22 protein-coding genes and 1 pseudogene are annotated in these 21,770 nt (G+C 70.5%); 13 read left to right on the plus strand and 10 right to left on the minus strand.

Going from position 1 to position 21,770, the window contains the following annotated elements:
• Positions 1-92 precede the first annotated feature (92 nt).
• Together ACJ6WD_RS30195 and ACJ6WD_RS30200 are read left to right on the plus strand one after the other, a co-directional pair.
• Positions 93-515 (plus strand): hypothetical protein, encoded by a 423-nt coding sequence (locus ACJ6WD_RS30195; protein WP_233659176.1) that lies wholly within the window; start codon positions 93-95, stop codon positions 513-515.
• A 245-nt stretch (positions 516-760) separates the two neighbouring features.
• Positions 761-1,324, plus strand: a complete 564-nt coding sequence (locus ACJ6WD_RS30200; RefSeq protein ID WP_407616936.1) for a GNAT family N-acetyltransferase — start codon at positions 761-763, stop codon at positions 1,322-1,324.
• A 129-nt stretch (positions 1,325-1,453) separates the two neighbouring features.
• On the opposite strand, the gene ACJ6WD_RS30205 is transcribed toward ACJ6WD_RS30200, so the two are convergent.
• Positions 1,454-1,825, minus strand: coding sequence for a helix-turn-helix domain-containing protein (locus ACJ6WD_RS30205; RefSeq protein WP_233659179.1), 372 nt, complete (start codon positions 1,823-1,825; stop codon positions 1,454-1,456).
• Between the two features lie 92 nt (positions 1,826-1,917).
• Here ACJ6WD_RS30205 and ACJ6WD_RS30210 point away from each other — a divergent pair, with 92 nt between their 5' ends.
• Entirely contained in the window at positions 1,918-2,757 is an 840-nt protein-coding gene (locus ACJ6WD_RS30210) for an SDR family oxidoreductase (RefSeq protein WP_233659180.1), read from the plus strand.
• A 253-nt stretch (positions 2,758-3,010) separates the two neighbouring features.
• Here ACJ6WD_RS30210 and ACJ6WD_RS30215 read toward each other — a convergent pair whose 3' ends face one another.
• Positions 3,011-4,258: a lanthionine synthetase LanC family protein gene (locus ACJ6WD_RS30215; RefSeq protein ID WP_407616937.1), complete on the minus strand. Its 1,248-nt coding sequence runs from the start codon at positions 4,256-4,258 to the stop codon at positions 3,011-3,013.
• Between the two features lie 293 nt (positions 4,259-4,551).
• On the opposite strand from ACJ6WD_RS30215, the gene ACJ6WD_RS30220 reads away from it, so the two are divergent.
• Together ACJ6WD_RS30220 and ACJ6WD_RS30225 are read left to right on the plus strand one after the other, a co-directional pair.
• Positions 4,552-4,905, plus strand: coding sequence for a MarR family transcriptional regulator (locus ACJ6WD_RS30220; RefSeq protein WP_374206830.1), 354 nt, complete (start codon positions 4,552-4,554; stop codon positions 4,903-4,905).
• Positions 4,906-4,937: 32 nt separating this feature from the next.
• Positions 4,938-5,525, plus strand: a complete 588-nt coding sequence (locus tag ACJ6WD_RS30225; RefSeq protein ID WP_407616938.1) for a YbhB/YbcL family Raf kinase inhibitor-like protein — start codon at positions 4,938-4,940, stop codon at positions 5,523-5,525.
• A gap of 270 nt (positions 5,526-5,795) precedes the next feature.
• Here ACJ6WD_RS30225 and ACJ6WD_RS30230 read toward each other — a convergent pair whose 3' ends face one another.
• The 4 genes and pseudogenes from ACJ6WD_RS30230 to ACJ6WD_RS30245 all read right to left on the minus strand — a co-directional run.
• On the minus strand, positions 5,796-6,518 hold the full coding sequence (locus ACJ6WD_RS30230; protein ID WP_407616939.1) for a dienelactone hydrolase family protein: 723 nt from the start codon (positions 6,516-6,518) through the stop codon (positions 5,796-5,798).
• Between the two features lie 298 nt (positions 6,519-6,816).
• Positions 6,817-7,248 carry an ASCH domain-containing protein gene (locus ACJ6WD_RS30235; protein ID WP_407616940.1) on the minus strand — a complete coding sequence of 144 codons (432 nt, stop codon included), beginning with the start codon at positions 7,246-7,248 and terminating at the stop codon, positions 6,817-6,819.
• Between the two features lie 553 nt (positions 7,249-7,801).
• Positions 7,802-8,113 (minus strand): SDR family NAD(P)-dependent oxidoreductase, encoded by a 312-nt coding sequence (locus ACJ6WD_RS30240; RefSeq protein ID WP_407616965.1) that lies wholly within the window; start codon positions 8,111-8,113, stop codon positions 7,802-7,804.
• Positions 8,110-8,298: pseudogene (locus tag ACJ6WD_RS30245) on the minus strand (LysR family transcriptional regulator); the annotation flags it as partial. The gene ACJ6WD_RS30240 and the pseudogene ACJ6WD_RS30245, both read right to left, overlap by 4 nt.
• A gap of 69 nt (positions 8,299-8,367) precedes the next feature.
• On the opposite strand from ACJ6WD_RS30245, the gene ACJ6WD_RS30250 reads away from it, so the two are divergent.
• The 7 genes from ACJ6WD_RS30250 to ACJ6WD_RS30280 all read left to right on the plus strand — a co-directional run bounded on the left by ACJ6WD_RS30250 (position 8,368) and on the right by ACJ6WD_RS30280 (position 15,823).
• Entirely contained in the window at positions 8,368-8,451 is an 84-nt protein-coding gene (locus tag ACJ6WD_RS30250; RefSeq protein WP_374206831.1) for a putative leader peptide, read from the plus strand.
• 264 nt (positions 8,452-8,715) lie between these two features.
• Entirely contained in the window at positions 8,716-9,834 is a 1,119-nt protein-coding gene (gene sfnG / locus ACJ6WD_RS30255; RefSeq protein WP_407616941.1) for a dimethylsulfone monooxygenase SfnG, read from the plus strand.
• A 128-nt stretch (positions 9,835-9,962) separates the two neighbouring features.
• Positions 9,963-11,180, plus strand: coding sequence for an acyl-CoA dehydrogenase family protein (locus tag ACJ6WD_RS30260; protein ID WP_331248071.1), 1,218 nt, complete (start codon positions 9,963-9,965; stop codon positions 11,178-11,180).
• A gap of 57 nt (positions 11,181-11,237) precedes the next feature.
• Positions 11,238-11,792 carry an NADPH-dependent FMN reductase gene (gene ssuE / locus ACJ6WD_RS30265; RefSeq protein WP_016577174.1) on the plus strand — a complete coding sequence of 185 codons (555 nt, stop codon included), beginning with the start codon at positions 11,238-11,240 and terminating at the stop codon, positions 11,790-11,792.
• A 3-nt stretch (positions 11,793-11,795) separates the two neighbouring features.
• Entirely contained in the window at positions 11,796-12,980 is a 1,185-nt protein-coding gene (locus ACJ6WD_RS30270) for an SfnB family sulfur acquisition oxidoreductase (RefSeq protein WP_376440600.1), read from the plus strand.
• 62 nt (positions 12,981-13,042) lie between these two features.
• Positions 13,043-14,185, plus strand: a complete 1,143-nt coding sequence (locus tag ACJ6WD_RS30275) for an LLM class flavin-dependent oxidoreductase (protein WP_331248069.1) — start codon at positions 13,043-13,045, stop codon at positions 14,183-14,185.
• 291 nt (positions 14,186-14,476) lie between these two features.
• Positions 14,477-15,823 carry a phospholipase D-like domain-containing protein gene (locus ACJ6WD_RS30280; protein WP_407616942.1) on the plus strand — a complete coding sequence of 449 codons (1,347 nt, stop codon included), beginning with the start codon at positions 14,477-14,479 and terminating at the stop codon, positions 15,821-15,823.
• 401 nt (positions 15,824-16,224) lie between these two features.
• Here the strand turns inward: ACJ6WD_RS30280 and ACJ6WD_RS30285 are convergent, their stop codons facing one another.
• From ACJ6WD_RS30285 to ACJ6WD_RS30300, 4 genes are all read right to left on the minus strand, one after another.
• A complete protein-coding gene (locus ACJ6WD_RS30285; RefSeq protein ID WP_407616966.1) occupies positions 16,225-17,190 on the minus strand; it encodes an alpha/beta hydrolase in 966 nt (321 codons plus the stop codon).
• Positions 17,191-17,525: 335 nt separating this feature from the next.
• Positions 17,526-18,743: a cytochrome P450 gene (locus ACJ6WD_RS30290; protein ID WP_376554264.1), complete on the minus strand. Its 1,218-nt coding sequence runs from the start codon at positions 18,741-18,743 to the stop codon at positions 17,526-17,528.
• A 672-nt stretch (positions 18,744-19,415) separates the two neighbouring features.
• Positions 19,416-20,825: a hypothetical protein gene (locus ACJ6WD_RS30295; RefSeq protein ID WP_407616943.1), complete on the minus strand. Its 1,410-nt coding sequence runs from the start codon at positions 20,823-20,825 to the stop codon at positions 19,416-19,418.
• A gap of 6 nt (positions 20,826-20,831) precedes the next feature.
• A complete protein-coding gene (locus ACJ6WD_RS30300) occupies positions 20,832-21,134 on the minus strand; it encodes a hypothetical protein (protein ID WP_407616944.1) in 303 nt (100 codons plus the stop codon).
• A gap of 38 nt (positions 21,135-21,172) precedes the next feature.
• Here ACJ6WD_RS30300 and ACJ6WD_RS30305 point away from each other — a divergent pair, with 38 nt between their 5' ends.
• Entirely contained in the window at positions 21,173-21,670 is a 498-nt protein-coding gene (locus ACJ6WD_RS30305; protein ID WP_233659204.1) for a GNAT family N-acetyltransferase, read from the plus strand.
• Positions 21,671-21,770: the final 100 nt, after the last annotated feature.

Consider the following 21,770-nt stretch of genomic DNA (forward strand, 5'->3'; position numbering starts at 1 on the left):
GAGGTGAACGGCCCGTCTGGATGATCAGCGAAGCGCACGAGGCGCTTTGACGAACGGATGGGTCTCGGGGAGATCCATGGGAGGGGAAGTCCATGACCAGGACGAAGAAGACCGGGATGAGGGCGCGCGGTGGCCGGGCGGCCATGGTCGGTGCACTGGGTCTGGCCGCGGTGACGCTGGCCGCCGGTCCGGCGTTCGCCAAGGGCAATGTGGACATCACGGCGCCGCACACGGCGAAGGTCGGCAAGACCATCACGGTCAGCGCGAACGGCGGCGACGACAGTGCCGGCTACCTGCATCAGCTGTGCCTGGAAGAGAACGGCTTCGGCGAGGGATGGCACCAGGAAAACTGCAGCGCCGCCGTCAAGGGCGACGCGAAGGTCACCGCACGTGGCACTGCCGCGCGCCGCGGCGACCTGCAATTCCGTGCCGTGCTGTACGGCCTGACCAGCACGCACGACCAGCACCCGGTGCGCCTGCACGCCTCTGAGGTGGTGACGGTGCAGGTCCGCTGAGCCAGTAGCGCGGCCGTGGGCGGGGCACGACCACCGTCCACGGCCGCGCGGTTCACCGCGGGTCCGTCGTATCGGCCACCGTGGCTCTGTCCGGGCCCTGTTCGGTCGGCTCGGGTTCGAAGTCCCTCTCATCTGCGCCTGGTTGACGGAATCCTCCGTCCCGCAAGAGGCGTTCGCTCCGAGCCGTCCAGGGGCCGTGGGGCGCGCAGGAGTGGCACCCGACTCGCTTCGGGCATGATCGAGGCATGGACACCTACCTTGAGACCGAGCGCCTGGCCCTGCGCCGCTTCACCGCCGATGACGCGGACCTGCTGATCGAGCTGGACAGCGACCCGGCGGTGATGCGCTACCTGACCGGCGGCCGTCCGACCGCGCCGGAGCTCGTCCGCGAGCGCCACCTGCCGAACATCCTCGCCGGCTACGAGAAGTGGGGCGGCGACCTCGGACTGTTCGCCGCGCACGAGAAGGACGGCGGCGCGTTCATCGGCTGGTTCATCCTGCGCCCCGAGTCGAACGGCCCGCTGGACGAGGTCGAACTCGGCTACCGGCTGAGGCAGGCGGCTTGGGGCAGGGGATACGCCACCGAGGGCTCGCGGGCCTTGCTGAGCAAGGCGTTCACGGAGCTCGGTGTGGGCATGGTTTGGGCCGAGACGATGACGGTGAACCACGGTTCGCGCAACATCATGGAGAAGCTCGACATGACGCTCGCGAATGCCATCCCCATTCCCTCCGGCATGGAGATGATCGAGGGCGCCGAGCACGGAGGCGTACGGTACGAGATCACCAAGGAGCAGTGGGAGCAGCAGTAGCCAGTGCGCGAACGCCGCGGTGGGCCGGCATGAGTCAGCCAACGACCCGGCCAGTGACTGTCACCGCATCAACGGTCATCAGGTCACCAGGTGACGCTGAATTCGCCTGCGAGGCCGACCGCCACCGCACTATGCCCGGCTGCGCGGCGGCATCCGCTGGGTGATCCGGTCGAACAAGTCCTTCAGCGGCTCGCTGACTTCCCGACCGAACCCGGACAGCCCGTAGGTGACCTGGGGCGGCGTCGTCGGCTCCACCTCCCGCCAGACCAGGCCGTCCTGGACCAGTGCGCGCAGGGTCTGCGCGAGCATCTTCTCGCTGACGCCCTGGATGCTGTCGCGCAGCTCGTAGAACCGAAGGTCGTTGCTCCGCAAGGAGATCAGCACCCAGATGCCCCACCTGCTGGTGACGTGGTCGACCATGTCGCGCGCGGGGCAGTCAGTGTGAAACACCTCATACCGCTTGCCTGCCTCAACCTGCTTTAGCTGCGCACCTTCCCTCATGTCTGGAGCTTACCTCTAGGTATGTTCTTACGAAAAGTAAGCCGGGCTCCTAGCGTCAATTCCCGCAGTGCACAACCAACTAGGAGCTGGACATGATCGTGGTGACCGGGGCTACCGGGAATGTGGGCCGACCCCTGACGCAGGCCCTGGCCGAGGCGGGGGAGCAGGTGACGGCGGTGTCGCGGCACGCGGTGGCGATGCCTGACGGAGTCCGACACGTGGCGGCCGACTTGGCCGAACCGACAAGCCTCGCCCCCGCGTTGGACGGGGCGAAGGCGCTGTTCCTCCTGCTGTCCGGCGACCTGCACGCCCCCGAAGCAAGGCCGACCGACATCATCGACCTGGCCGCGGCCAGTGGGGTCCGCCGGGTCGTCCTGCTGTCCTCGCAGGGCGTCGCGACCCGGCCGCTCGGCGCGTCGCGCGTCGCGATGCGCGCGGTGGAGGACGCGTTGCGCGGGTCCGGCCTGGACTGGGCCGTCGTACGACCGGGCGGCTTCGCATCCAACGCCTTCGCCTGGGCGGAGTCCGTCCGCACGCAAGCGACGGTCGCCGCACCCTTCGGCGACGTAGGGGTGCCGGTCATCGACCCGGCGGACATCGCCGAAGTCGCGGCGGCCTGCCTGCTGGACGACCGGCACACCGGCGGGGTGTACGAGCTGACCGGACCGGAGGTCATCACGCCGCGTCAGCAGGCCGAGGTGATCGCCGCCGTGCTCGGCTCGCCCGTGCGGTTCCACGAACTCACCCGCGACGAGGCCAAGGCCACGATGACCCAGTTCGTGCCGGCGGAACTCGCCGACGACACCCTGGACATCATCTCCGCCCCGAACCCGGCCGAACTCCGCATCAGCCCGGACGTGGAACGCGTCCTCGGCCGCGCCCCGCGCCCCTTCAACGACTGGGTCGCCCGCAACATCGCCGCTTTCCGCTGAGTCACAGCGCTCAACTGGAACGCCTGGGCAGCCTCGTGCGACCGCAATCGTACGAGGCTGCCCAGCTCCGTAGTGCCACAGCCATCGGCAGTGCCACAGCCATCGGCGGTACCGCCGTTGTCGGCGCGCCAGGCGACTGGGCCGCTCAGGGCCTCACACCAGGCCCTACAGAACAGACCACCGCAGGTCCAGCCCCCCCAGCTCAGCGCACCGTCGACCGCACCGAGCCTCGGGCCAGGAAGGATGTCTGGCGTTACCGCCGTGCCGGCGGGGGCTGGTCCGGCCAGGTGACTGCGTACGTCGGATCGGCCCCGCGCCAGACCCGCACACAGCGCAGCAGCTCGCGAACGATCCCGGCGTTGCCCGATGCCCAGCCGGCGCGGGGTTCGAGGGCGCTTGGTGTGGTTCGGTGCTCCACGTTGGACCATCGGGCCCCGTCCTGGTCGCGGGTCGCGCGGGCGAGGAGATCGGTGACGAGGAGCCGTGCGAAGCCGGGGCGGTCCTCCTGTTCGGCGATGCGGTCGCAGGCCAGCGCCAGCACGCCGGCCGTGCCGCAGCACCGTCCGTTGTTGTCCCAGAAGCCGGGCCGCAGCCGGCGCGGCAGTCCGGACCGGGTCACGGTGCGCCAGCAGTTGTCGACGTGGGTTTGCCACGTGGGTTCGTCGAGGACGGTGCGAAGCAGCCGGAACACGTGCGCGTCGCCGGTCGGGCCGTGGCACCAGCCGTAGCTGTAGCGCGCGGTGAGGTCCGGATGGTCTTGCGGGTCGGAGTGAGGCACGAGGAAGCCGGTCGGGCCGGCTTCGTTGCGTGCCACGACGTCCGCGGCCCCCGCCCGCGCCAGGTCGACCAGATCCGTCCGACCGGTGGCCCGCCCAACGCGCGCCAGTCCGGCGACGATGCCGAGCGTGCCGTGCGCGATGTGGTGCAGACGCGAGGTCCGGCCTCGTTCCGACTCCCAGCGAACGCCTGCCGGGGTCTGCTCGGCAGCGCGCAGGTAGGGCTCCATCGCGCGTATCGCCAGATCCGCATCACCCAATGACAGAGCACCCAGGGCTATCCCGGCGTTGCCGACCATCAGGTCGAACCAGTCGCCCCAGCGTGTGCCGTCGAAACGTGCGCGCACCTGGTCCAGGGCCCGACGCGCGGCGGCACCGGCCTGCGGAGCGCCAAGTTCGTCGTGGACCGCGCGGAGGACGAGCGCCATGCCGGTCCGGCCGAAGTACAGGGAGTTGTTGTCATGGCCGTCGACGCCGGCGGACACGCTGCGGGCGGCGCGCACGGCGGCATCGCCGTACCGGTCGTCGCCGAAGTGGCGCCAGGCTTCCAGGAGAGCGGCAATGACGCCTGCCGTGCCGCCGTAGAACGTCGGGGAGGTTTCCCGGTCGGACGGTGCGGCAGCCCAGGCCAGGCCGTCGGCTCCGCTCTCCCGCGCGTTTCGGAGGAGCCAGCGCAGCGCATCCGCCGCCAGTCCTTCCGCCTCGCCTGCCACTGAGATCGTCACATCCGCCGTCATGGGCGCTCACTGTGGCATGCCACTCCGATCTCGCCCAGACAGTTGTCAGCCGGCACGTGGTGGTGGTGATCCGAACAACGAGACTTCCACGCCTGGGCCGCCACGCCTAAGAAATAGTTGATATGCAACAATCTTTTTGAGGCCCTCCAGGGGCCTCCCGGCCACTGGAGGACGCCCTGACCCCCGACTCGCACGCGAACAGTGCCTCGTCCGCACAGGCATGGGCCGCCGTCCACGCGTTCATCACCGGCCAGGACCGACGCCGCGCGCTGCGCAGGGAGCTGGACCTCGGCCCGGGGCGCGCAGAGCAGTTGATCAACCTCATGCGAGCCCCGATGACGATGCGCGAGATCGCCCAAGCCGCCGCGGTAGACCCCTCCGCGGCCACCGTCGCGGTCGATCGGCTCGAGCGGCGGGGCCTGGTGCGCCGCGAGAGCCACCCCGACGACAAGCGCCGCAAAGTCGTCCACCTCACCGACCTCGGCCGGCAGACCGCCGCAGCCGCCGAGCGCCTCCTCACCGAGCCGCCCCGCGCCTTCACCGAGCTCGATGCCGACGACCTCGCCGCGCTCGCCCGCATCTTCACCACGCTGAACTCAGCAGCGGACTCCGCGCCGGCCGCCGAGCGACCCTGACCGGCCCCCACACCAAGGAAAGAGAAGGTCCCATGGCCGTACTCGGCACCCTCTTGCGCAACCGCCGCCCCGACGAACGCAACCACGCCTGGAACCAGGCCAACCTGTTCGGCCCGCAGTCCCTCACGATCACCAGCCGGGACTTCTCCGACGACGGCACCCTGCCCCTGAAGCACAGCGGCACCCGCGTCGGAGGCCAGAACATCTCCCCCCACCTGACCTGGAGCGCACCGCCCACCGAGACATCCGAGCTCCTGCTCGTGGTCGAGGACATCGACGTCCCCCTCGGGGCGAACCCCGCCGTTCACTGCCTCGCCCTCATCGACGAGACGCGGCTGCCGAGCCCACACGAACTGCCGCCAGGCGCCCTCGGCAAGAAGACCCCCGCGCCGGGCGTGACGCTCCTGCGCTCGTTCATCAGCCGCGGCTACTACGGACCCGAGCCGCTCAAGGGCCACGGACCCCACCGCTACGTCTTCGAGCTCTACGCGCTGGGCACCAGCCTGCTGGACCGCCCGGACCGCGACGCCCTCACCAAGACCCGCCCCCGCCGCCTCCTGGCTTCCCTCGACGCACCAGTCCTCGCCCGCGGCCGCATCACCGGAATCAGTCAACGCTGAACAGCGCCTGTGGCTCCGGCCGAACTGCGCGCGCGGCTACGCGCCGGCGCCCGCGCGGGGCGGCAGGGCCGACAGCCCGGTACACGAGCTTGGCAAGCGCTCGAAGCCCCGGCGGGAACGAACAGTTCTGGTGTCGGGCACCGCGGGCCCCCGCCGAAGTGGCAGGAGCCCGCGGTGGAGACAGAGCCGAGGAGGGCCGGAAGCCGCCCTCGACGAGCGGCATCCCGGCCGTCAGCACCTACCGTCTGCCGTCGGCCTGGCGGCCCGGTCCTACCTCAGGTGCCGGTCGTAGAACCGGCCCCCGTCCTCCAGCTCGAACCACGGGGTGCCGACGTGCCCGCCCATGTTGGCGTGCAGCGTCTTCTCCTTGGTGCCGAAGGCGTCGAACAGGTCCAGGGCCCGCTGCCGTGGGTTCCCTTCGTCGTCCCACTGCAGCAGGAACAGCAGCGGAACGGTGACCTGCCGGGCCTCCTCGCGCTGGGCGCGGGGCACGTAGCCGCCGGCGAAGAATCCGGCGGCCGCGATGCGCGGCTCGGTCACCGCCAGCCGGATGCCGAGTGCGGTCCACCCCGAGAACCCGACCGGGCCGTCGATCTCGGGCAGGGCAAGGAGGGCGTCCAGGGTGGTCCGCCATTCCGGGGCCGCCTTTTCGACCAGCGGGCCGATGAAGGACTCGAAGATCTCGTCGACCGGCTCGCCGGCCTGCATCGCCCGCCGGAGGTCGGCGCGAGCCTGCTGGTCGGCGGTGGAACGGGGCCGGTCACCGCACCCGGCGGCGTCGATGGTGGCCACCGCGTAGCCGTTCGCCGCGGTGTGCCTGGCCCGGGCCACCAGCCGGGGTTCCCCCTTGGACAGGCCGTTGTTGTGGGCCATCAGGATCAGCGGCACCGATGCGGCGGACTCAGGCGTCCACAGGGTGCCGGGGATCTCGCCGAGGGTGAATTCGCGCGCGACGACGCCGTCGTCGAGGCGTCGTTCGGAAGTGAAGTGCATGGTCGTGCCTTTCGGGAGGGCTCTTGAACGGCGCTCCCGGACGACCTACCGCCCGACCGTGACCCCGGAGGGGAGCACCCATGTCGATACTGCGTTCACGGGTACCACCTCCTTGTTCTCTCGCACGGCCTCCGGAAACGTAGCAGCGGTAGCCGTGCTCCGCCAAACGGTTTCGCGCGCGGGCTCCGTGGCCGGATGCGACGGAGTCGGAACACCACGCGGAGCACCTTTGGGCCTCGGCCCCCAGCAGCGCCCTCCAAGGGCTCCCGGCTCGGTGGTCACTCGGCTCGCCGGCGGGTCACCGATCACCTGAGTGCTCGGGCTCGACCGTTCGGAAGCGTTCCGCGACGACCAGAGTGTCGTCATCAATGACTGGGGTGTGTCCCAGGTACGCGCTCACGTCATCGCTCCGGAAGAACTCCTCGTGGGCCGCCCGCCACTGGGCTACGTCGGAGTAGCCGCGGCCCTCGGCCCGCGCGAAGTCGTCGTCGATCTCCTTCATGGGAACGACGCGCACGTCGACGAGCTCGATCGTGGCGGCCGCGAGGCCCTGGGAGTCAAGCACCGAAAATCGCTGACCGGGTGCCGGTACCGCCTCTCCGGCGTGCTCGTAGATTTCCAGAAGGCCCGTGAGCGCGGTCTTCTGACCGCTCACGATCGCCGCCACACCACGGTCACGTTCCGGACCCGGGAAGGCCAGTTCAAGGGTCGGAAGGTCGTCATTCCCCATCGAGCGAGGGTACGCAGCCAGTTGGCGTTGCTCAAGGGCCACCGCTCCACCGGCTGCGCGCCGACTGTGGGGGACCGGGCGTGACGAGGGTGTGTGCGGTTCGGTGGGGCTCGACTGTGCGCGCGGCACGAGCGCAGCGCCACCAGCCCTTGAGGTGGGGGAGGGGTGCGTGGTCAGCTCGCGGGGTGCTCTGTGGGGAAGTCGGCGTTGAGCGTCACCTCCCGCCCGTCGTCGAAGGCGGTTTTGAGGGAGTCGAGCTTGGCGGTGGCGATGTCGTACGCGGCTTTGCCCAGTAGCAGGCGTAGCGGGGGCTTTCGGCCGTGACGGCGTCGATGACGGCTTGGGCGGCGCGTGCCGGATCGCCGGGCTGGTGGCCGTAGGTGGCCAGGGTGCTGGCGCGTCGGGTTCCCGCGGTGGGGGCGTAGTCGTCGATGGTTGTGGCGGACTGGCGCATGGAGGGTCCGGACCGGTTGGTGCGGAATGCGGCGGGTTCGACGATCGTCACGTTGATGCCCAGCGGGGCGACCTCGGCGGCGAGGGACTCGGAGAGGCCCTACACGGCGAATCTGGTGGCGTGGTAGTAGCCGGTGGCGCCGAAACCGACGAGGCCGCCGAGGGAGGAGATGTTCACGATGTGGCCGGAGCGACGGGCTCGCATGCCGGGCAGGACTGCCTTGGTGGTGTTGACCAGACCGAAGACGTTGGCGTCGAACAAGGCGCGAACCTCGCCGTCCTCGCCCTCTTCGACGGCCGCGAGATACCCGTAGCCGGCGTTGTTGACCAGTACGTCGATCCGTCCGAAGACTGCCCGTGCCCGGGCGACCGCCTTCGCGATCTGCTCGGCGTCGGTGACGTCCAGCGTCAGGCGGCGCCGTTCAGTTCCCGGGCCCGGCGGACGAACACCTCGTGCAGGTCCTGCGCGGCCTGCGGCACGGAGTCCGCCTTGCGGCGCTGGAGCATGAGCAGGACCCGGGGGACGTCACCGGCGAGCGGTCGGTACGTGAGGGCGCCGAGCCGCTGCAAGGGGTCGCCGACGACGCTGAAGTCCGGTGGTCAGCGCGCTGGAATGAGTTGGGTTTCCCTTGACGGCCCGCGCGGCGGACTGCCACCATCGACGACATGAAGACGGGACCGGAACTCACGCGGCGACGCCACGTCGACCTCGCACGCGTCTCCAGCGCCTCCTGTCGCGCCGCGGCCTGATCTGCGATCCGCCGCCTTCTTTCCCGCGTCCGCACCGTCTGACCGGCTCACACCCCTCTGAGTGGACGGGCCCGCGCACCTCTGAACGACCGGCCCGGCGCACGGTGCGGCGCGTCGGCACAGGCTGCCCGGGTTCCTGCTCCTCGCCGTTGCCGTCCCGCCCGTGAGTAACAGCGGTAAGTGCGCCGAACCCGTGCCATAAACCTGCCCCGCACCCCACGCACAGCACCCGTGCATTCTCATGTTCCGCAACAGGAGTTCCGCATGCCCGCGCCCGTCAAATTCGCCTACTGGGTCCCCAATGTCAGCGGCGGTCTGGTCACCAGCACCATTGAACAGCGCACCGACTGGGGATACGCATACAACCGCGAACTCGCCGTGCTCGCCGAGAACAACGGCTTCGAGTACGCCCTCAGCCAGGTCCGGTACATGGCCAGCTACGGTGCCGAGTACCAGCACGAGTCGACCAGCTTCAGCCTGGCGCTGCTGCTCGCCACCGAGCGGCTGAAGGTCATCGCCGCCGTGCACCCCGGTCTGTGGCACCCCGGCGTCCTCGCCAAGCTCGGCGCCACCGCCGACCACCTCTCTCAGGGCCGCTTCGCCGTGAACGTCGTGAGCGGCTGGTTCAAGGGGGAGTTCACGGCGCTCGGCGAGCCGTGGCTGGAGCACGACGAGCGCTACCGGCGCGCCGAGGAGTTCATCCGCGCCCTGCGCCAGATCTGGACGGAGGACCACATCGAGCTGGCCGGCGACTTCTACCGGCTGCGCGACTTCTCCCTCAAACCCAAGCCGCTCAACACCCCCGAGCGTCCCCACCCCGAGATCTTCCAGGGCGGCAACTCCACCGCGGCACGCGCCATGGCCGGACGGGTCTCCGACTGGTACTTCTCCAACGGCAGGGACTTCGACGGTGTCGTCGAGCAGCTCGCCGACGTCCGTGCCGCCGCCCGCCAAGCCGGGCGCAGCGCACCGAGGTTCGGCCTCAACGGCTTCCTCATCGCCCGGGACACCGAGGCCGAGGCCCGCGACACGCTGCGCGAGATCGTCGCCAAAGCCGACCGGGAGGCCGTGGAGGGCTTCGGGGCCGCGGTCAAGCAGGCCGGGCGGTCCACCGCGGACGGCAAGGGCATGTGGGAGAACTCCACCTTCGAGGACCTCGTCCAGTACAACGACGGTTTCCGCACCGGCCTGATCGGCACCCCCGAGCAGATCGCCGAGCGGATCGTCGCCTACCGCAAGCTCGGCGTCGACCTGCTGCTACTCGGCTTCCTCCACTACCACGAGGAGGTCGCCTACTTCGGGAAGCGGGTCCTGCCGCTGGTGCGCGAGCTGGAGGCGCAGCTCGGCGACGACGAACCGGCGTCCGCGGCCGTCCCCACCTGACCACCCCTTGCCGGTACCGCAGTCCCGCCCACCCACGGGCCGTACCAACGAGCCATACCAACGCGTCACGTCGATCAGTCACGTCGATCGGTCACGTCCATGAGAGCACCACGAAAGGGGTCACCCACATGAGTACCTCCGCCCTCCCCGACTGGCAGACCCGTCCGGACCCGCGGACCGCCGAGGAATGGATCGCCCGCGGCGCAGAGGTCGCCTCGGTCCTCGCCACCGACGCCGCCGCCCGCGACCGGGCCGGTGCCACCCCGTACGCCGAAGTCCAGTTGCTGAAGGACTCCGGCCTGGTCACCCTGCTGGGCCCGGTCGAACACGGAGGGGCGGGAGAGAACTGGGTCACCGCCTACCGGGTGGTCCGCGAGGTCGCCAAGGCCGACGGCTCCATCGGCCAGCTCCTGGGCTACCACTACCTGTGGAACTGGGCGGCACGGCTGGTCGGCACGCGTGAGCAGTGGGAGCACGTCGAGGCCGAGGCCGCCCGCAACCGCTGGTTCTTCGGTGGAGCCGTCAACCCGCGCGACACGGACGTCGTCGTGACCGAGGACGGCGACGAGCTGGTGTTCACCGGCCGCAAGTCGTTCTCCACGGGCAGCAAGGTGTCCGACGTCACCGTCCTGGAAGGCGTCTTCGAAGGCACCGACCGGCACGTCTTCGCGATCGTGCCCTCCGACAGCGCGGGCCTGACCTTCCACGACGACTGGGACAACATCGGCCAGCGGCTCACCGAGAGCGGCGGCGTCACCCTCGACGGGGTCCGCGCCCCCTGGTCGTCGGCGGCCGGCTACGTCAACCGCGAGTTCAGCCCCCGCGTCTACAACACCCTCAACGTCCCCACCATCCAACTGGTCTTCGTCAGCTTCTACCTCGGCATCGCGGGCGGCGCCCTGCAGACCGCGGCCACCTACACCCGCGAGAAGTCCCGGTCCTGGCTGCACGGCGGCCACGACCGCGCCGTCGACGAGCCGCACGTCATCGACACCTACGGCGACCTCACCGCGAAACTGTGGGCCGTGGAGGCCCTCGCCGACGCCGTTGCCGTCGAGGGACAGCGCCTGCACGACGACCCCGACGCGGTCACCGAGCAGGCACGCGGCGCATTCGAGGTCCGGGTGGCCGCGGTCAAGGCCCGTGCCACCGACGTCGCCCTGGAGATCTCCAGCCGGATATTCGAGGTCACCGGCGCCCGCGCCACGACCACCGCCGAGGGCCTGGACCGGTTCTGGCGCAACGTCCGCACGCACACCCTGCACGACCCCGTCGCCTACAAGCGGCACGAGGTCGGCCGCTGGGTCCTCGAAGGCACGCTGCCCGAACCCACCTGGTACTCCTGACCGCCGCGGGGCGCCGTCACCGGATGGCGGCGCCCCGCCCCCCCGAATCGAGAGCCCATGGCCACCGTCCTGTCCGTCTCCGGCAGCCCCTCCGCCACCTCCCGCACCAACCGCCTGCTGCGCCATCTCGACCTACGGCTGACCGCCCAGGGCCACGAGGTGATCCCGCTCGACGTCCGTACGATCCCCGGTGAGGCCCTGCTCGGCACGGACTTCGGCCATCCCGCGATCGTCGAGGCCACCCGGCTGTTCGCGGCGGCGGACGGGGTCGTGGTCGGCACCCCCGTCTACAAGGCTTCCTACTCCGGCGTGCTGAAGGCGCTCCTGGACCTGCTCCCGCAGTACGCGCTGGCCGACAAGACCGTGCTGCCGCTGGCGACCGGCGGGTCCACGGCGCACGTCCTCGCCGTCGACTACGCGCTGCGGCCGGTGCTCAGCTCCATGGGCGCCGCGCACATCGTGCAGGGCTGGTTCACCCTCGACACGGACATCACCGTGGACGGGGACGGCTCCGTGACCGTTGCCCCCGCCGGCGCGGCGGCGCTGAATCGGGTCGTCGACCAGTTCTCCGCGGCCCTGCACCGCACGCCCCTGCTGGCTTCGGTGGGCTGAGCGATGACCGCACACGTCATCGCGGACGACGCCGAAGCCCTCAAGGTCGCCGCGGCACTGGCCGAAGAGTTCCGGGCCGGTGCCGCCGAGCGCGACGCCGCGCGCCGGCTGCCGCGCGCCGAACTCGACCAGCTCTCCCGGTCCGGTCTGCTCGCCGTCACCGTCCCCGCCGAGCACGGCGGCGCCGACGTCTCCACCGCCACCCTCGCCGAGGTCTTCCGGCTGCTGGCCACCGCCGACGCCAGCATCGCGCAGATCCCGCAGAGCCACTTCGCCTACGTCAACGTCATCCGCCGTCAGGGCACCGCCGAGCAGCAGGCGTTCTTCTCCGCCGAACTGCTCGCCGGACGGCGGCTGGGCAACGCCCAGTCGGAGGCGGGCACCCGGCACGTCCAGGACCTCCGTACCCGCCTGACCCCGCGACCGGACGGCTCCTTCCTCCTGAACGGCGTCAAGAACTACTGCACCGGCGCTCTCTTCGCCGACTGGATACCCGTCCTGGCCCGCGCCGAGGACGACCGGCTGCACGTGGCCTACGTGCCGAGCGGCGCGCCGGGCGTCACGGTCGTGGACGACTGGGACGGTCTGGGCCAGCGGACGACCGCCAGCGGCACCGTCCGACTGGTGGACGTGGTCGTGCCGACCGACCGGATTCTGCCCCACCACCTCACCTTCGAGGGACCGCAACTGCACGGCGCCGTCGCCCAGTTGCTGCACGCCGCGATCGACACCGGCATCGCCGAGGGGGCACTCGCCGAGGCGGCCGGCTTCGTCCGCACGAAGAGCCGCCCCTGGTTCGAGAGCGGCCTGGAGACGGCCGCCGAGGACCCGCTGCTGATCCAGCGCTTCGGCGAACTCGCCGTGCAGGCGAAGGCGGCACAGGCGCTGCTGCGGGAGGCCGCGCGGACCGTGGACACCGCCCGCGCCGACCTGACCGACGACACGGCGGCAGCGGCGTCGATCGCCGTGGCCGCCGCCAAGGTCCAGGCCGCGCAGTCCGCGGTGGAGGTCGCGAACGCCCTCTTCGAGGTCTCCGGCACCCGCTCCGCGCTCGCCTCCCTCAACCTGCACCGCCACTGGCGCGACGCCCGAACCCACACCCTGCACGACCCGGTGCGCTGGAAGATCCAGCACATCGGACGTCACGTCCTCAGCGGCACCCGGCCGCCCCGCCACGGCCTGCTGTGACCCCTCCGCCCGACGCGTGCCTGCAACGACACGCCCCGCACCCCCCCGCACGGAGACCCAACGTGTCCCTGACCTTCCACTGGTTCCTGCCCACCAACGGCGACAGCCGCGACGTCGTCGGCGGCGGCCACGGCACACCGGCCAGGTCCCTGGGCCGGAGCCGGCCGCCGACGGTCGCCTATCTCAGCCAGATCGCCCGCGCCGCCGAGGACCTGGGCTTCGAGGGCGCGCTCACCCCGACCGGCGCCTGGTGCGAGGACGCGTGGCTGACCACCGCGATGGTCGCCCAGCACAGCGAGCGGCTCAAGTTCCTGGTCGCCTTCCGCCCCGGCCTCACCGCCCCCACGCTCGCCGCGCAGATGGCCGCCACCTTCCAGCAGCAGACGGGCGGCCGGCTCCTGCTCAACGTCGTCACCGGCGGCGAAAGCCACGAACAGCGCGCCTACGGCGACTTCCTCGGCAAGGACGACCGCTACCGCCGCACCGGGGAGTTCCTGGAGATCGTCCGGGCACTGTGGGAGGGCAAGACCGTCGACAGACACGGCGAACACCTGCGGGTCCAGGACGCGAAGTTGGCCAGACTGCCCGACCCGGTGCCCGAGGTGTACTTCGGCGGTTCCTCACCGATCGCGGGCGACATCGCGGCCCGACACAGCGACGTGTACCTCACCTGGGGCGAGCCGCCGGCCCAGGTCGCCGAGAAGATCGCCTGGGTGCGCGGACTCGCGGCGGCCCAGGGACGCACCGTACGTTTCGGCATCCGCCTGCACGTCATCACCAGGGACACCTCCGAACAGGCGTGGACCGAGGCCCGCCGCCTGCTGGCCGGATTCGACGAGGCCACCGTACGGGCCGTGCAGACGGGACTGGCCCGCAGCGAGTCCGAGGGCCAGAAGCGCATGCTGGCCCTGCACGGCGGCAGCCCCGACCGGCTGGAGATCCACCCCAACCTGTGGGCCGGGATCGGCCTGGTGCGGGGCGGAGCGGGCACGTCCCTGGTCGGCAGCCACGAGGAGGTCACCGAGCGGATCAAGGAGTACGCCGACCTGGGCATCGAGGAGTTCGTGCTCTCCGGCTACCCGCACCTGGAAGAGGCGTACTGGTTCGGCGAGGGCGTCCTGCCCCGACTGGCGACGGCGGGCCTGTGGACGCCCCCGCACGGCACGCCCACCACCGACGCCGCACGCGTGCCGTTCGCCGGCTGACCAACCCGAACACAGCCGCGCCCGCAGGATGCCACCCTTCCCCGAGCGCCGCCGCCCACCCGTGCCACCGGCTGCCCGGCCCCTGCCTGTGCCAGGCCCGGGCAGCCCGCGGAGAACGCCTTGGAAAGCCCTGCACCACATCGGGAGCCCCGGGAGGCCAGTCATGGCGCCCGGGGCTCCGGCCGTAGTGGCCGCCATTGACGTGCCTGTAGGAAGACACCTCGGTCAAGTCCGCCCACCCATAGGGCCGTTGTCGATACTGTCTGAACTTTGGATTCAGGGAGGGACCCCATGCCACTGCCCATATCCCCGGCCCCGCGTCTGCGCCGCATGCCGGTCCGCGCGGCTGGCGCGCTCACGTGGTGCGTCGCGGCGGCGCTCCTGCCACCGGCCTCCGGAGCGCGGGCCGCCGCGGCCCCGGATCCCGCGCAGACCGCCGCGGCCGGTGCGTCGGCCGTGTTCAGCAGTCCGGCCGCGCCGGCCGGGATCAAGAACCGCCTGCTCGACCTCATCGGCCGCGCCGCGCCCGGCGCCGACATCCGGGTGGCGATGTACATCTTCAACGACACCGACATCTCCACCGCCCTGAACGCCGCCGCCGACCGCGGGGCGCACGTCAAGGTGGTCGTCGACTCGATCTCGGGGCAGAGCTCCACGCACTACGCAACTTTCGCCGCTCTCAAGTCCCGTCTGGGCAGCTCGACTTCGGCCAGCTCCTATGCCGTCTCCTGCCCCGCCAAGCGTGGTTGCATCGGGAACGCCACGAACGGCGCCTCGATCAACCACAACAAGTTCTTCCTCTTCTCCAAGCTCACCGACGGCACCACCGACGTCGTCCTCCAGTCCTCGGAGAACCTCGACGCCCGGCCGTCCGTCGGCGGGTACGGCGCGTGGAACAGCGCGACCCAGATCAACGCGAACTCCGGTCTGTACGACGGCTATGCGTCGTACCACTCCGACCTCGCCGCGATGAAAGCGAACAACAACTACTACCGCACGGCCGAGTCGGCGAACGCCAAGGCGTACTTCTTCCCCGAGGCATCGCAGAATCCGGACTGGCCGTCCGAGCCGACCACCGATGCCGTGATCAACCGCCTCAACGGCGTGGTCTGCACGGGCAACACGCCCGGCTGGGGCACGGAGGACGGCCGGACCGTCGTACGCGTCGGCATGAACCTCTTCAGCCGCTACGAGATCGCCAAGAAGCTCCAGTCCCTCGACCAAGAGGGCTGCTGGGTCGAGGTGCTCCACCAACTCCCCAAGGGATACGCCTCCGAGGGCCCCACCGGCTCGACCCGCAAGACCCAGGCGGCCCTCACCGCCCCGTTCAACGCGTACAACGGCCCGGTCGTCCACACCTTCCCCGAGTCGGCGAACGATGCCACGCCCTTCCATTCCAAGTTCCTCCTGGTCAAGGGAGGTTACGACGACGGCTCGGCGAAGGTGAAGGACCGCAAGATCCTCTGGACCGGCAGCCACAACTACACCTTCAACTCCCTGCGCTACAGCGACGAGGCATTCGTGAAGCTGGAGGACAGCACGGTGTACGACGCGTACGAGACCTTCTTCAAGTCGGCACTCCCGAACGCCACCTGCACCTGGGTCCAAGGCACCTGGACCCCGAGCAACTGCTCCTGAGGAATCGTCCCGGGGCGCCGGCTACCGGGCCTGCAAGCGGCGCAACCCCGACGCCGGCCCGGGATCGCCGGAACGGAACCTGCGAGCCGACGTCGTGGGCCGGGCCATGAGTCTGATCGCCGACGGCGTCTGCGACCGCGACGGTGTGGCCGGACTGGCCGCCCAATTCGGCTACACCACACGGCACTTGCACCGTACGCAACGCGGCTCGCAGCCCGCTGTGGAAGCACGGCCTCAAGCCAATGATCGCCCGGCGCGATCTGAACCAGGGCAGCCTGTCGACCTGTACCTTCACCTGCCTCCGCCGACTGCGAACCTCGTTCCGAAATGCTCGATTGTTCGGCGAGCACCAGACCTCACGGGGCCGGTCGGGGAGCGGGTCGTGGGGGAGCGGTGTCGGTTCACCGGTTGAGGATGCGGCGTAGCCAGCGGACGCGGGCCTGGCGGGCGTCGCGGGCGACGGCGGTGTCGGGTGCGATCTGGTCGAAGCCATGGAATCCGCCCGACCAGACGTGGAGTTCGGCATCGCCTCCGGCCTGCCAGATGCGGGTGGCGTAGGCGATGCCCTCGTCGCGGTAGGTCTCGGCGGCGCCGGCGTCGATGTAGGCCGGCGGCAGGCCGGACAGGTCGGTGGCGCGGGCGGGTGCCGCATAGGGCGGGACCCGGTCGGTGCCGCGGGCCTCGCCGAGCAGCGACGTCCAGCCGGCTTCGTTGGCGCGCCGGTCCCACACGCCGTGGCCGGCCATCTGCCGGGCGGAGGGGGTGTTGTTGCGGTCGTCGAGCATGGGGCACATGGCCAGCTGGCCGGCGAGGCGTGGTCCGCCCCGGTCGCGCGCCATGAGCGCGACGGCCGCGGTCAGCCCGCCGCCCGCGCTGCCGCCCGCCATCACGATCCGTTCCGGGGTGCCGCCGATCCCCGCGGCATGTCGTGCCACCCACACCAGTCCTGCGTAGCAGTCCTCGACGCCCGCCGGGTACGGGTGCTCGGGAGCCAGGCGGTAGTCGGCGGAGACCACGACGAGCCCGAGGGGTGCGGCCCACTCGCGCAGGATGCCGGCCACGCCGGTGCGACTGGTCCCGCCGATCATGCCGCCGCCGTGCAGGTGGTAGATGACGGGTGCGCCGTCGGACAGGCCCGCCGGGCGAGCGATCAGCAGCGGGACGTCCGGCGCTCCGTCGGGTCCCGGTACCGCACGCTCCACCACCTCGAAGCTCCCGCCGTCGCGAAGTTCCTCCAGTGTGGGATCGGGAGCGGTCCCGGTGAGGTGCGCGCGCCACCGCGGCACGTCCGCGGGCGACGACGGCTCGGCGCCGCGCAGGTCGCCCAGCCCGTCCAGGACGATTGCTGCTTCCGGGTCGAACGGCACGGGAGCGAGCCGGCCTTCCTGATCCGCCTGATCCGCCTGATTCACCGGAGCCGCGGATGCCTCGGGAGCCGCGGGGGTCTCGGGAGCGGTGGCGGCAGCCGGATCGGTCGGGGGTGTTGGGCCGTCGATCCGTGGGGGAGTTGTGGGGTTCTGTTGTGGGTCGTTGTCCGGCAGGCGACGGGTGTTCATGGATTCCTCTCTCTGGACGGGGGACGGGCTGTGCGTCGGAACGTTCCGAGTGCGCGGGCAGCCGAGCCGAGCGGAGCCGGCGAGGAGCACGCAGGCGGCCAGGGGCGCGCAGGTTGCAGGAACACTCCGGCGGCGGGGCGTTCCAGTCACCAGGTGACGGGCAGCTCGTGCACGCCGTAGGCGATCATGTCGTGTTTGAAGCGGATGTCCTCGTCCGGGAGCGTGGTGCGCAGTCCGGGGAAGCGGCGCAACAGGGCCGGGTAGGCGAGTTGGAGTTCCTTGCGGGCCAGGTTCTGTCCCAGGCACTGGTGGGTGCCGTAGCCGAACGCGAGGTGTCCGCGTACGTCCGGCCTGCCGACGTCGAACCGGTCGGGGTCGCGGAAGGCGGCAGCGTCGCGGTTGCCTGAGGCGTTCGGCACGATCACACCCTCGCCCGCGCGGACGAGCTGGCCTGCGATCTCGACGTCTTCCGTGGCGACCCGGGACAGCCCGTTCTGGGTGATGGACAGGTAGCGCAGCAGTTCTTCGACGGCCGACGCCACCCGGGCGGGATCGTCGCTGTCCCGGACGACGGCGAGCTGGTCGGGGTTGCGCAGCAGCACCAGTGTCCCGAGGGCGAGCTGGTTGGTGGTGGTCTCGTGCCCCGCGACCAGCAGCGTCATCGCGGTCTCGACGAGGAGCGCGGGTGTGAGTTCGCCGGTGCGCATGCGGGTGACGACCAGGGAGCTGAGCAGGTCGTCACCCGGATCGTCGTCCTTGCGCCGGATCAGGTCGCCGAGGAAGTCGGCGAGTTCGGTGCGGGCGGCGGTGAACTCCTGCACGGTGCTCTCCCGGGAGATCAGCGTGCCGGCCGTGCGTTGGAAGAGGGCATGGTCCTGTCGGGGGACGCCGAGCAGTTCGCTGATGACCAGGGAGGGCATGGGCAGCGCGAAGGCTGCGACCAGGTCGGTCGGCGGCCCGGCGGCCTCCATCCGGTCCAACAGGTCGTCGATGATCTGTACCAGTCGCGGAGTCATCGCGGTGACCTGTCTGACCGTGAAGCGTCCGATGAGCATGCGGCGTTGACGCGCATGCTCCGGATCGTCCTGCATGCTCAGGGCCTGCACCTCCTCGCGGCCCTGGGCTTTGAAGCCCTCGGTCGGTGCGGGAAATCCGGGCCTGCTCGGGTCTGCGCTGAAGCGCGGATCGGCCAGCACGGCGCGCTGGTCCTCGTGACGGGTGACGAGCCAGGGCGTCTGCCCGTCCCAGATCCGAACCCGGACGAGCGGGGCCTGCGCGCGTAACGCGGCGAAGTGCGGCGGCGGGTCGAAAGGGCAACCGGGCGCGCGGTCGAGGGGGAAGTCGGGAATCGTGGTGTGCGGCACTGGTGTCTCTCCTCATGATCAAAGCGTGATGGGGGAAGCGGCCGGCTGCGGGGCCAGCGCCGGTCCCCTTGGGACTCGTGGTGGACCGCAGCAGGCGGGCAGGCACGATCACCTCCGGCAGCCGAAGCCGACCGGGGCTGGCCCGCACGGAGAACAACAGGTTCGAAGGCCGACGACGACGCCCCACGGCACCACGCGACGTGACAGCCCGTCATATTCCATGAGGAGACCGATATCGCGCGGCGCGCCGGTGACCCGGTCCCGCCCGGCGCGATGCCGCCGCTACCCGCGCGCGCCCTTCGTTGCTCCTCACCGGGCACGAAGAGGATCAGTGCACACGGTCCGGAAGGAAAGGAAGGGAACGGCTTCCACGAGAGGACCGGTGACCACACTCACGGCCCAGAGGGAGGACGACAGCACACACGCAAGCGGCCCCGCGTCAAGACGCGCGGTACAACACGCTCACCACACATGGTGAACATGCACCCGGGAACGCCGCCTTCGAAGCGGCTACAGTCTGTCGACCTCGATGATCACGCGGGCATGCTAGCACTGCCCGCACGGCACCGTCCTGGTGCCGGCGATGAAGGCCGAGGCCGGCACAGCAAGGGGGATCTCAGAAATGGATCACCGCTCGCGGCCTCACCCTGGCGGTTCGGCGGCTTGGTGGTATCAGCTGGGGATGCCCAGTCCTCGGCGCAGGAGCAGTGCCGCCTGGTGGCCGAGCGCGGGTTCATGGCGGTCGATGAGGGCGGCCAGTTCCCGGTCGCCGAGCGCTGTGGTCGGTGACGGCGTCCAGCGACGTACGACTTGTTCGGCACGGAAGCGCAGCTTCGGGTTGCGGTCGGTCAACAGCATGAGCGCGGACCGTAGTTCGACTGTTCCGCCCTGGGCACACAGCAGTCGAAAGGCCGCGGTGCGAGTGTGTGCGGGCCGCTCCGGTGCCAGTCTCGTCTCCAACCATTGCGGGGCCAGCTTGTCGGCGTCCGGTATCAGGGCGCCAGTCACCTCGCGGGCGACGGCCGGTGCGGGGTCGTCCACCAGCGGACGCAACCGCGCCGCATCGGTCAGATCCAGCACCCGCAGGCCCGCGACGGCACGGGCACGCACCGCGGCGACGGGATGGCCGACCAGCGGCCACAGCAGCTCCGCGTCCGCGCGGCTGCCGCACTCGGCCAGGCCCAGCGCGGCACCGGGCGGGAGGTCTTCGTCCGTCGGATCCGCGCACAGGGCACGGTAGAGCGGCAGCGGATCGGTGCCGTTCTGCCGCAGGACCCAGCGTGCGCAGGCCCGTACGACGCCGGCCCGGTCGGAGAGGAACGGCTCGGCCTGTGCGAAGCGCCCCGTCCGCCGCAGCGCGGTGACGCCTGCGGCACGTACCTGCGGCTGCCGCGATCCGAGCAGGGGTTCCAGCACCTCGCCATGTACGCCCTCCCGCACCGCCGCCAACGCGGCCTCGGCGCACAGGCCCTGGATGACCACATCGTCATCGGATGCGGCGATCCGGGCCAGCTGGAGGGGAGTGAGCAGACGCCTTTCGACGGCGATCCGATGGCCGAAACGACGCGCGGCACGGTCGCCACCGGTGAGCAGCGCAGTGATGGCTTCGGGTGGCCCTTCCATGAGGCTCTGCTTCAACAGTGCCGGTGCGAAGTCACCGTGCTGACGACGGGCCATGCGCAACACGAGAGCGGCGAACGGCGCCATCGCCTGGCGTGCCACGCCGGGCAGCAGATCCGCCAGCAGCTCTCGCGCCTCCTCACGCACCGCGGCCACCCAGTCCGCAGAACGGATCACCACCAGCGGCAGCAGGGCCGGGACGGCCGGGGCCCACTCCAGAGCGGCCTCGCGGACCCGGCCGTCGGGATGACACAGGGCGACGGCCAGCTGCGACTCGCTGAGCGCCCCACGAGCATGAGCGCGCAGCCCGGCCAGCGAGCGCAGCGCCTCCCGTCGCACATACGGCAGTGACCGCACCGCGAGATCGAAATCCACCCATGCCTGGGGATCCGCCGCGTCCAGGGACTTCCGGAGCGGTGCGCCGCTCAGCAGGCGGAAGACGGATTCGTGCGACGTACTCATCGTCCCTCAGACATCGGTGCCGATCGCGCGTGGTGCCGATCGTATGGACGATCGATCGTAGGCGTTACCGGCCGGCACTGACGAACGACTTGTGGCGGCGACGTCGCACCCCCGCCGGCTGCGGAGCAGATGGAGATCGAGGACGTCGACGACGACCAGCAGCTGTTCCGCAGGAACCTGACCCGCGAGCAGGTCCTGGACTGGCGCAAACGCGCCGCCGCCGACAACCAGAACGTCCACGACCACATCGAACACCACAGGCAGCCGGCACAACACCTTTTCACCCGGGCGTTCCTCGCCGCCATGCACGTCTATCCGGCCTCGCGCACTGCGGATAGATTGATGGGATGTTCACGATTCGTCGCGCCTGCCAGTACGACGGGGACATCCTCGGCGAGATCCACGCCACGGCCTGGGAGGCGGCCTATGCACCCTTCTTCGCTACGGAGTTCGCCGCACGTGAGGTCCAGAGCAGACGAACACGGTGGCACGAAAGGCTCGCACAGGGACCACGGACGATCCTGCTGGCCGAACACGACAGCCAGCCGCTGGCAATGTCCGTCTCCGGCCCCTCCACGACCCGGCCGGGACTTGCCGAGATTTTCACCTTCTTCAGTCACCCCGACAGCTGGGGCAGCGGCATCGCCACCGCGCTGATGACCGGGACACTGGACCACCTGCGCAACGTCGGTTTCGCCCAGGTACACCTGTGGACACTGCGCGACACCCCACAATCCCGTCGCTTCTACACCAAGTGCGGCTTCACCGAGTGCGGCACCGCACGCACCCACGACTTTGGCGATGGCAACCCCCTCGACCAAGTCGAATACGAGCGCCCGTGCTGACACGCGCAGCGGGCCCCTCGACCTACGCAGCAGGCGGGCGGCGCGACGCCAACGTCCGGACGCAACGGCAGGCGGAGCAGCCTCGCCAATCCGGTCGGTG

The sequence above is a fragment of the Streptomyces sp. VTCC 41912 genome (assembly GCF_045799175.1).
Classification (GTDB): domain Bacteria; phylum Actinomycetota; class Actinomycetes; order Streptomycetales; family Streptomycetaceae; genus Streptomyces; species Streptomyces albulus_C.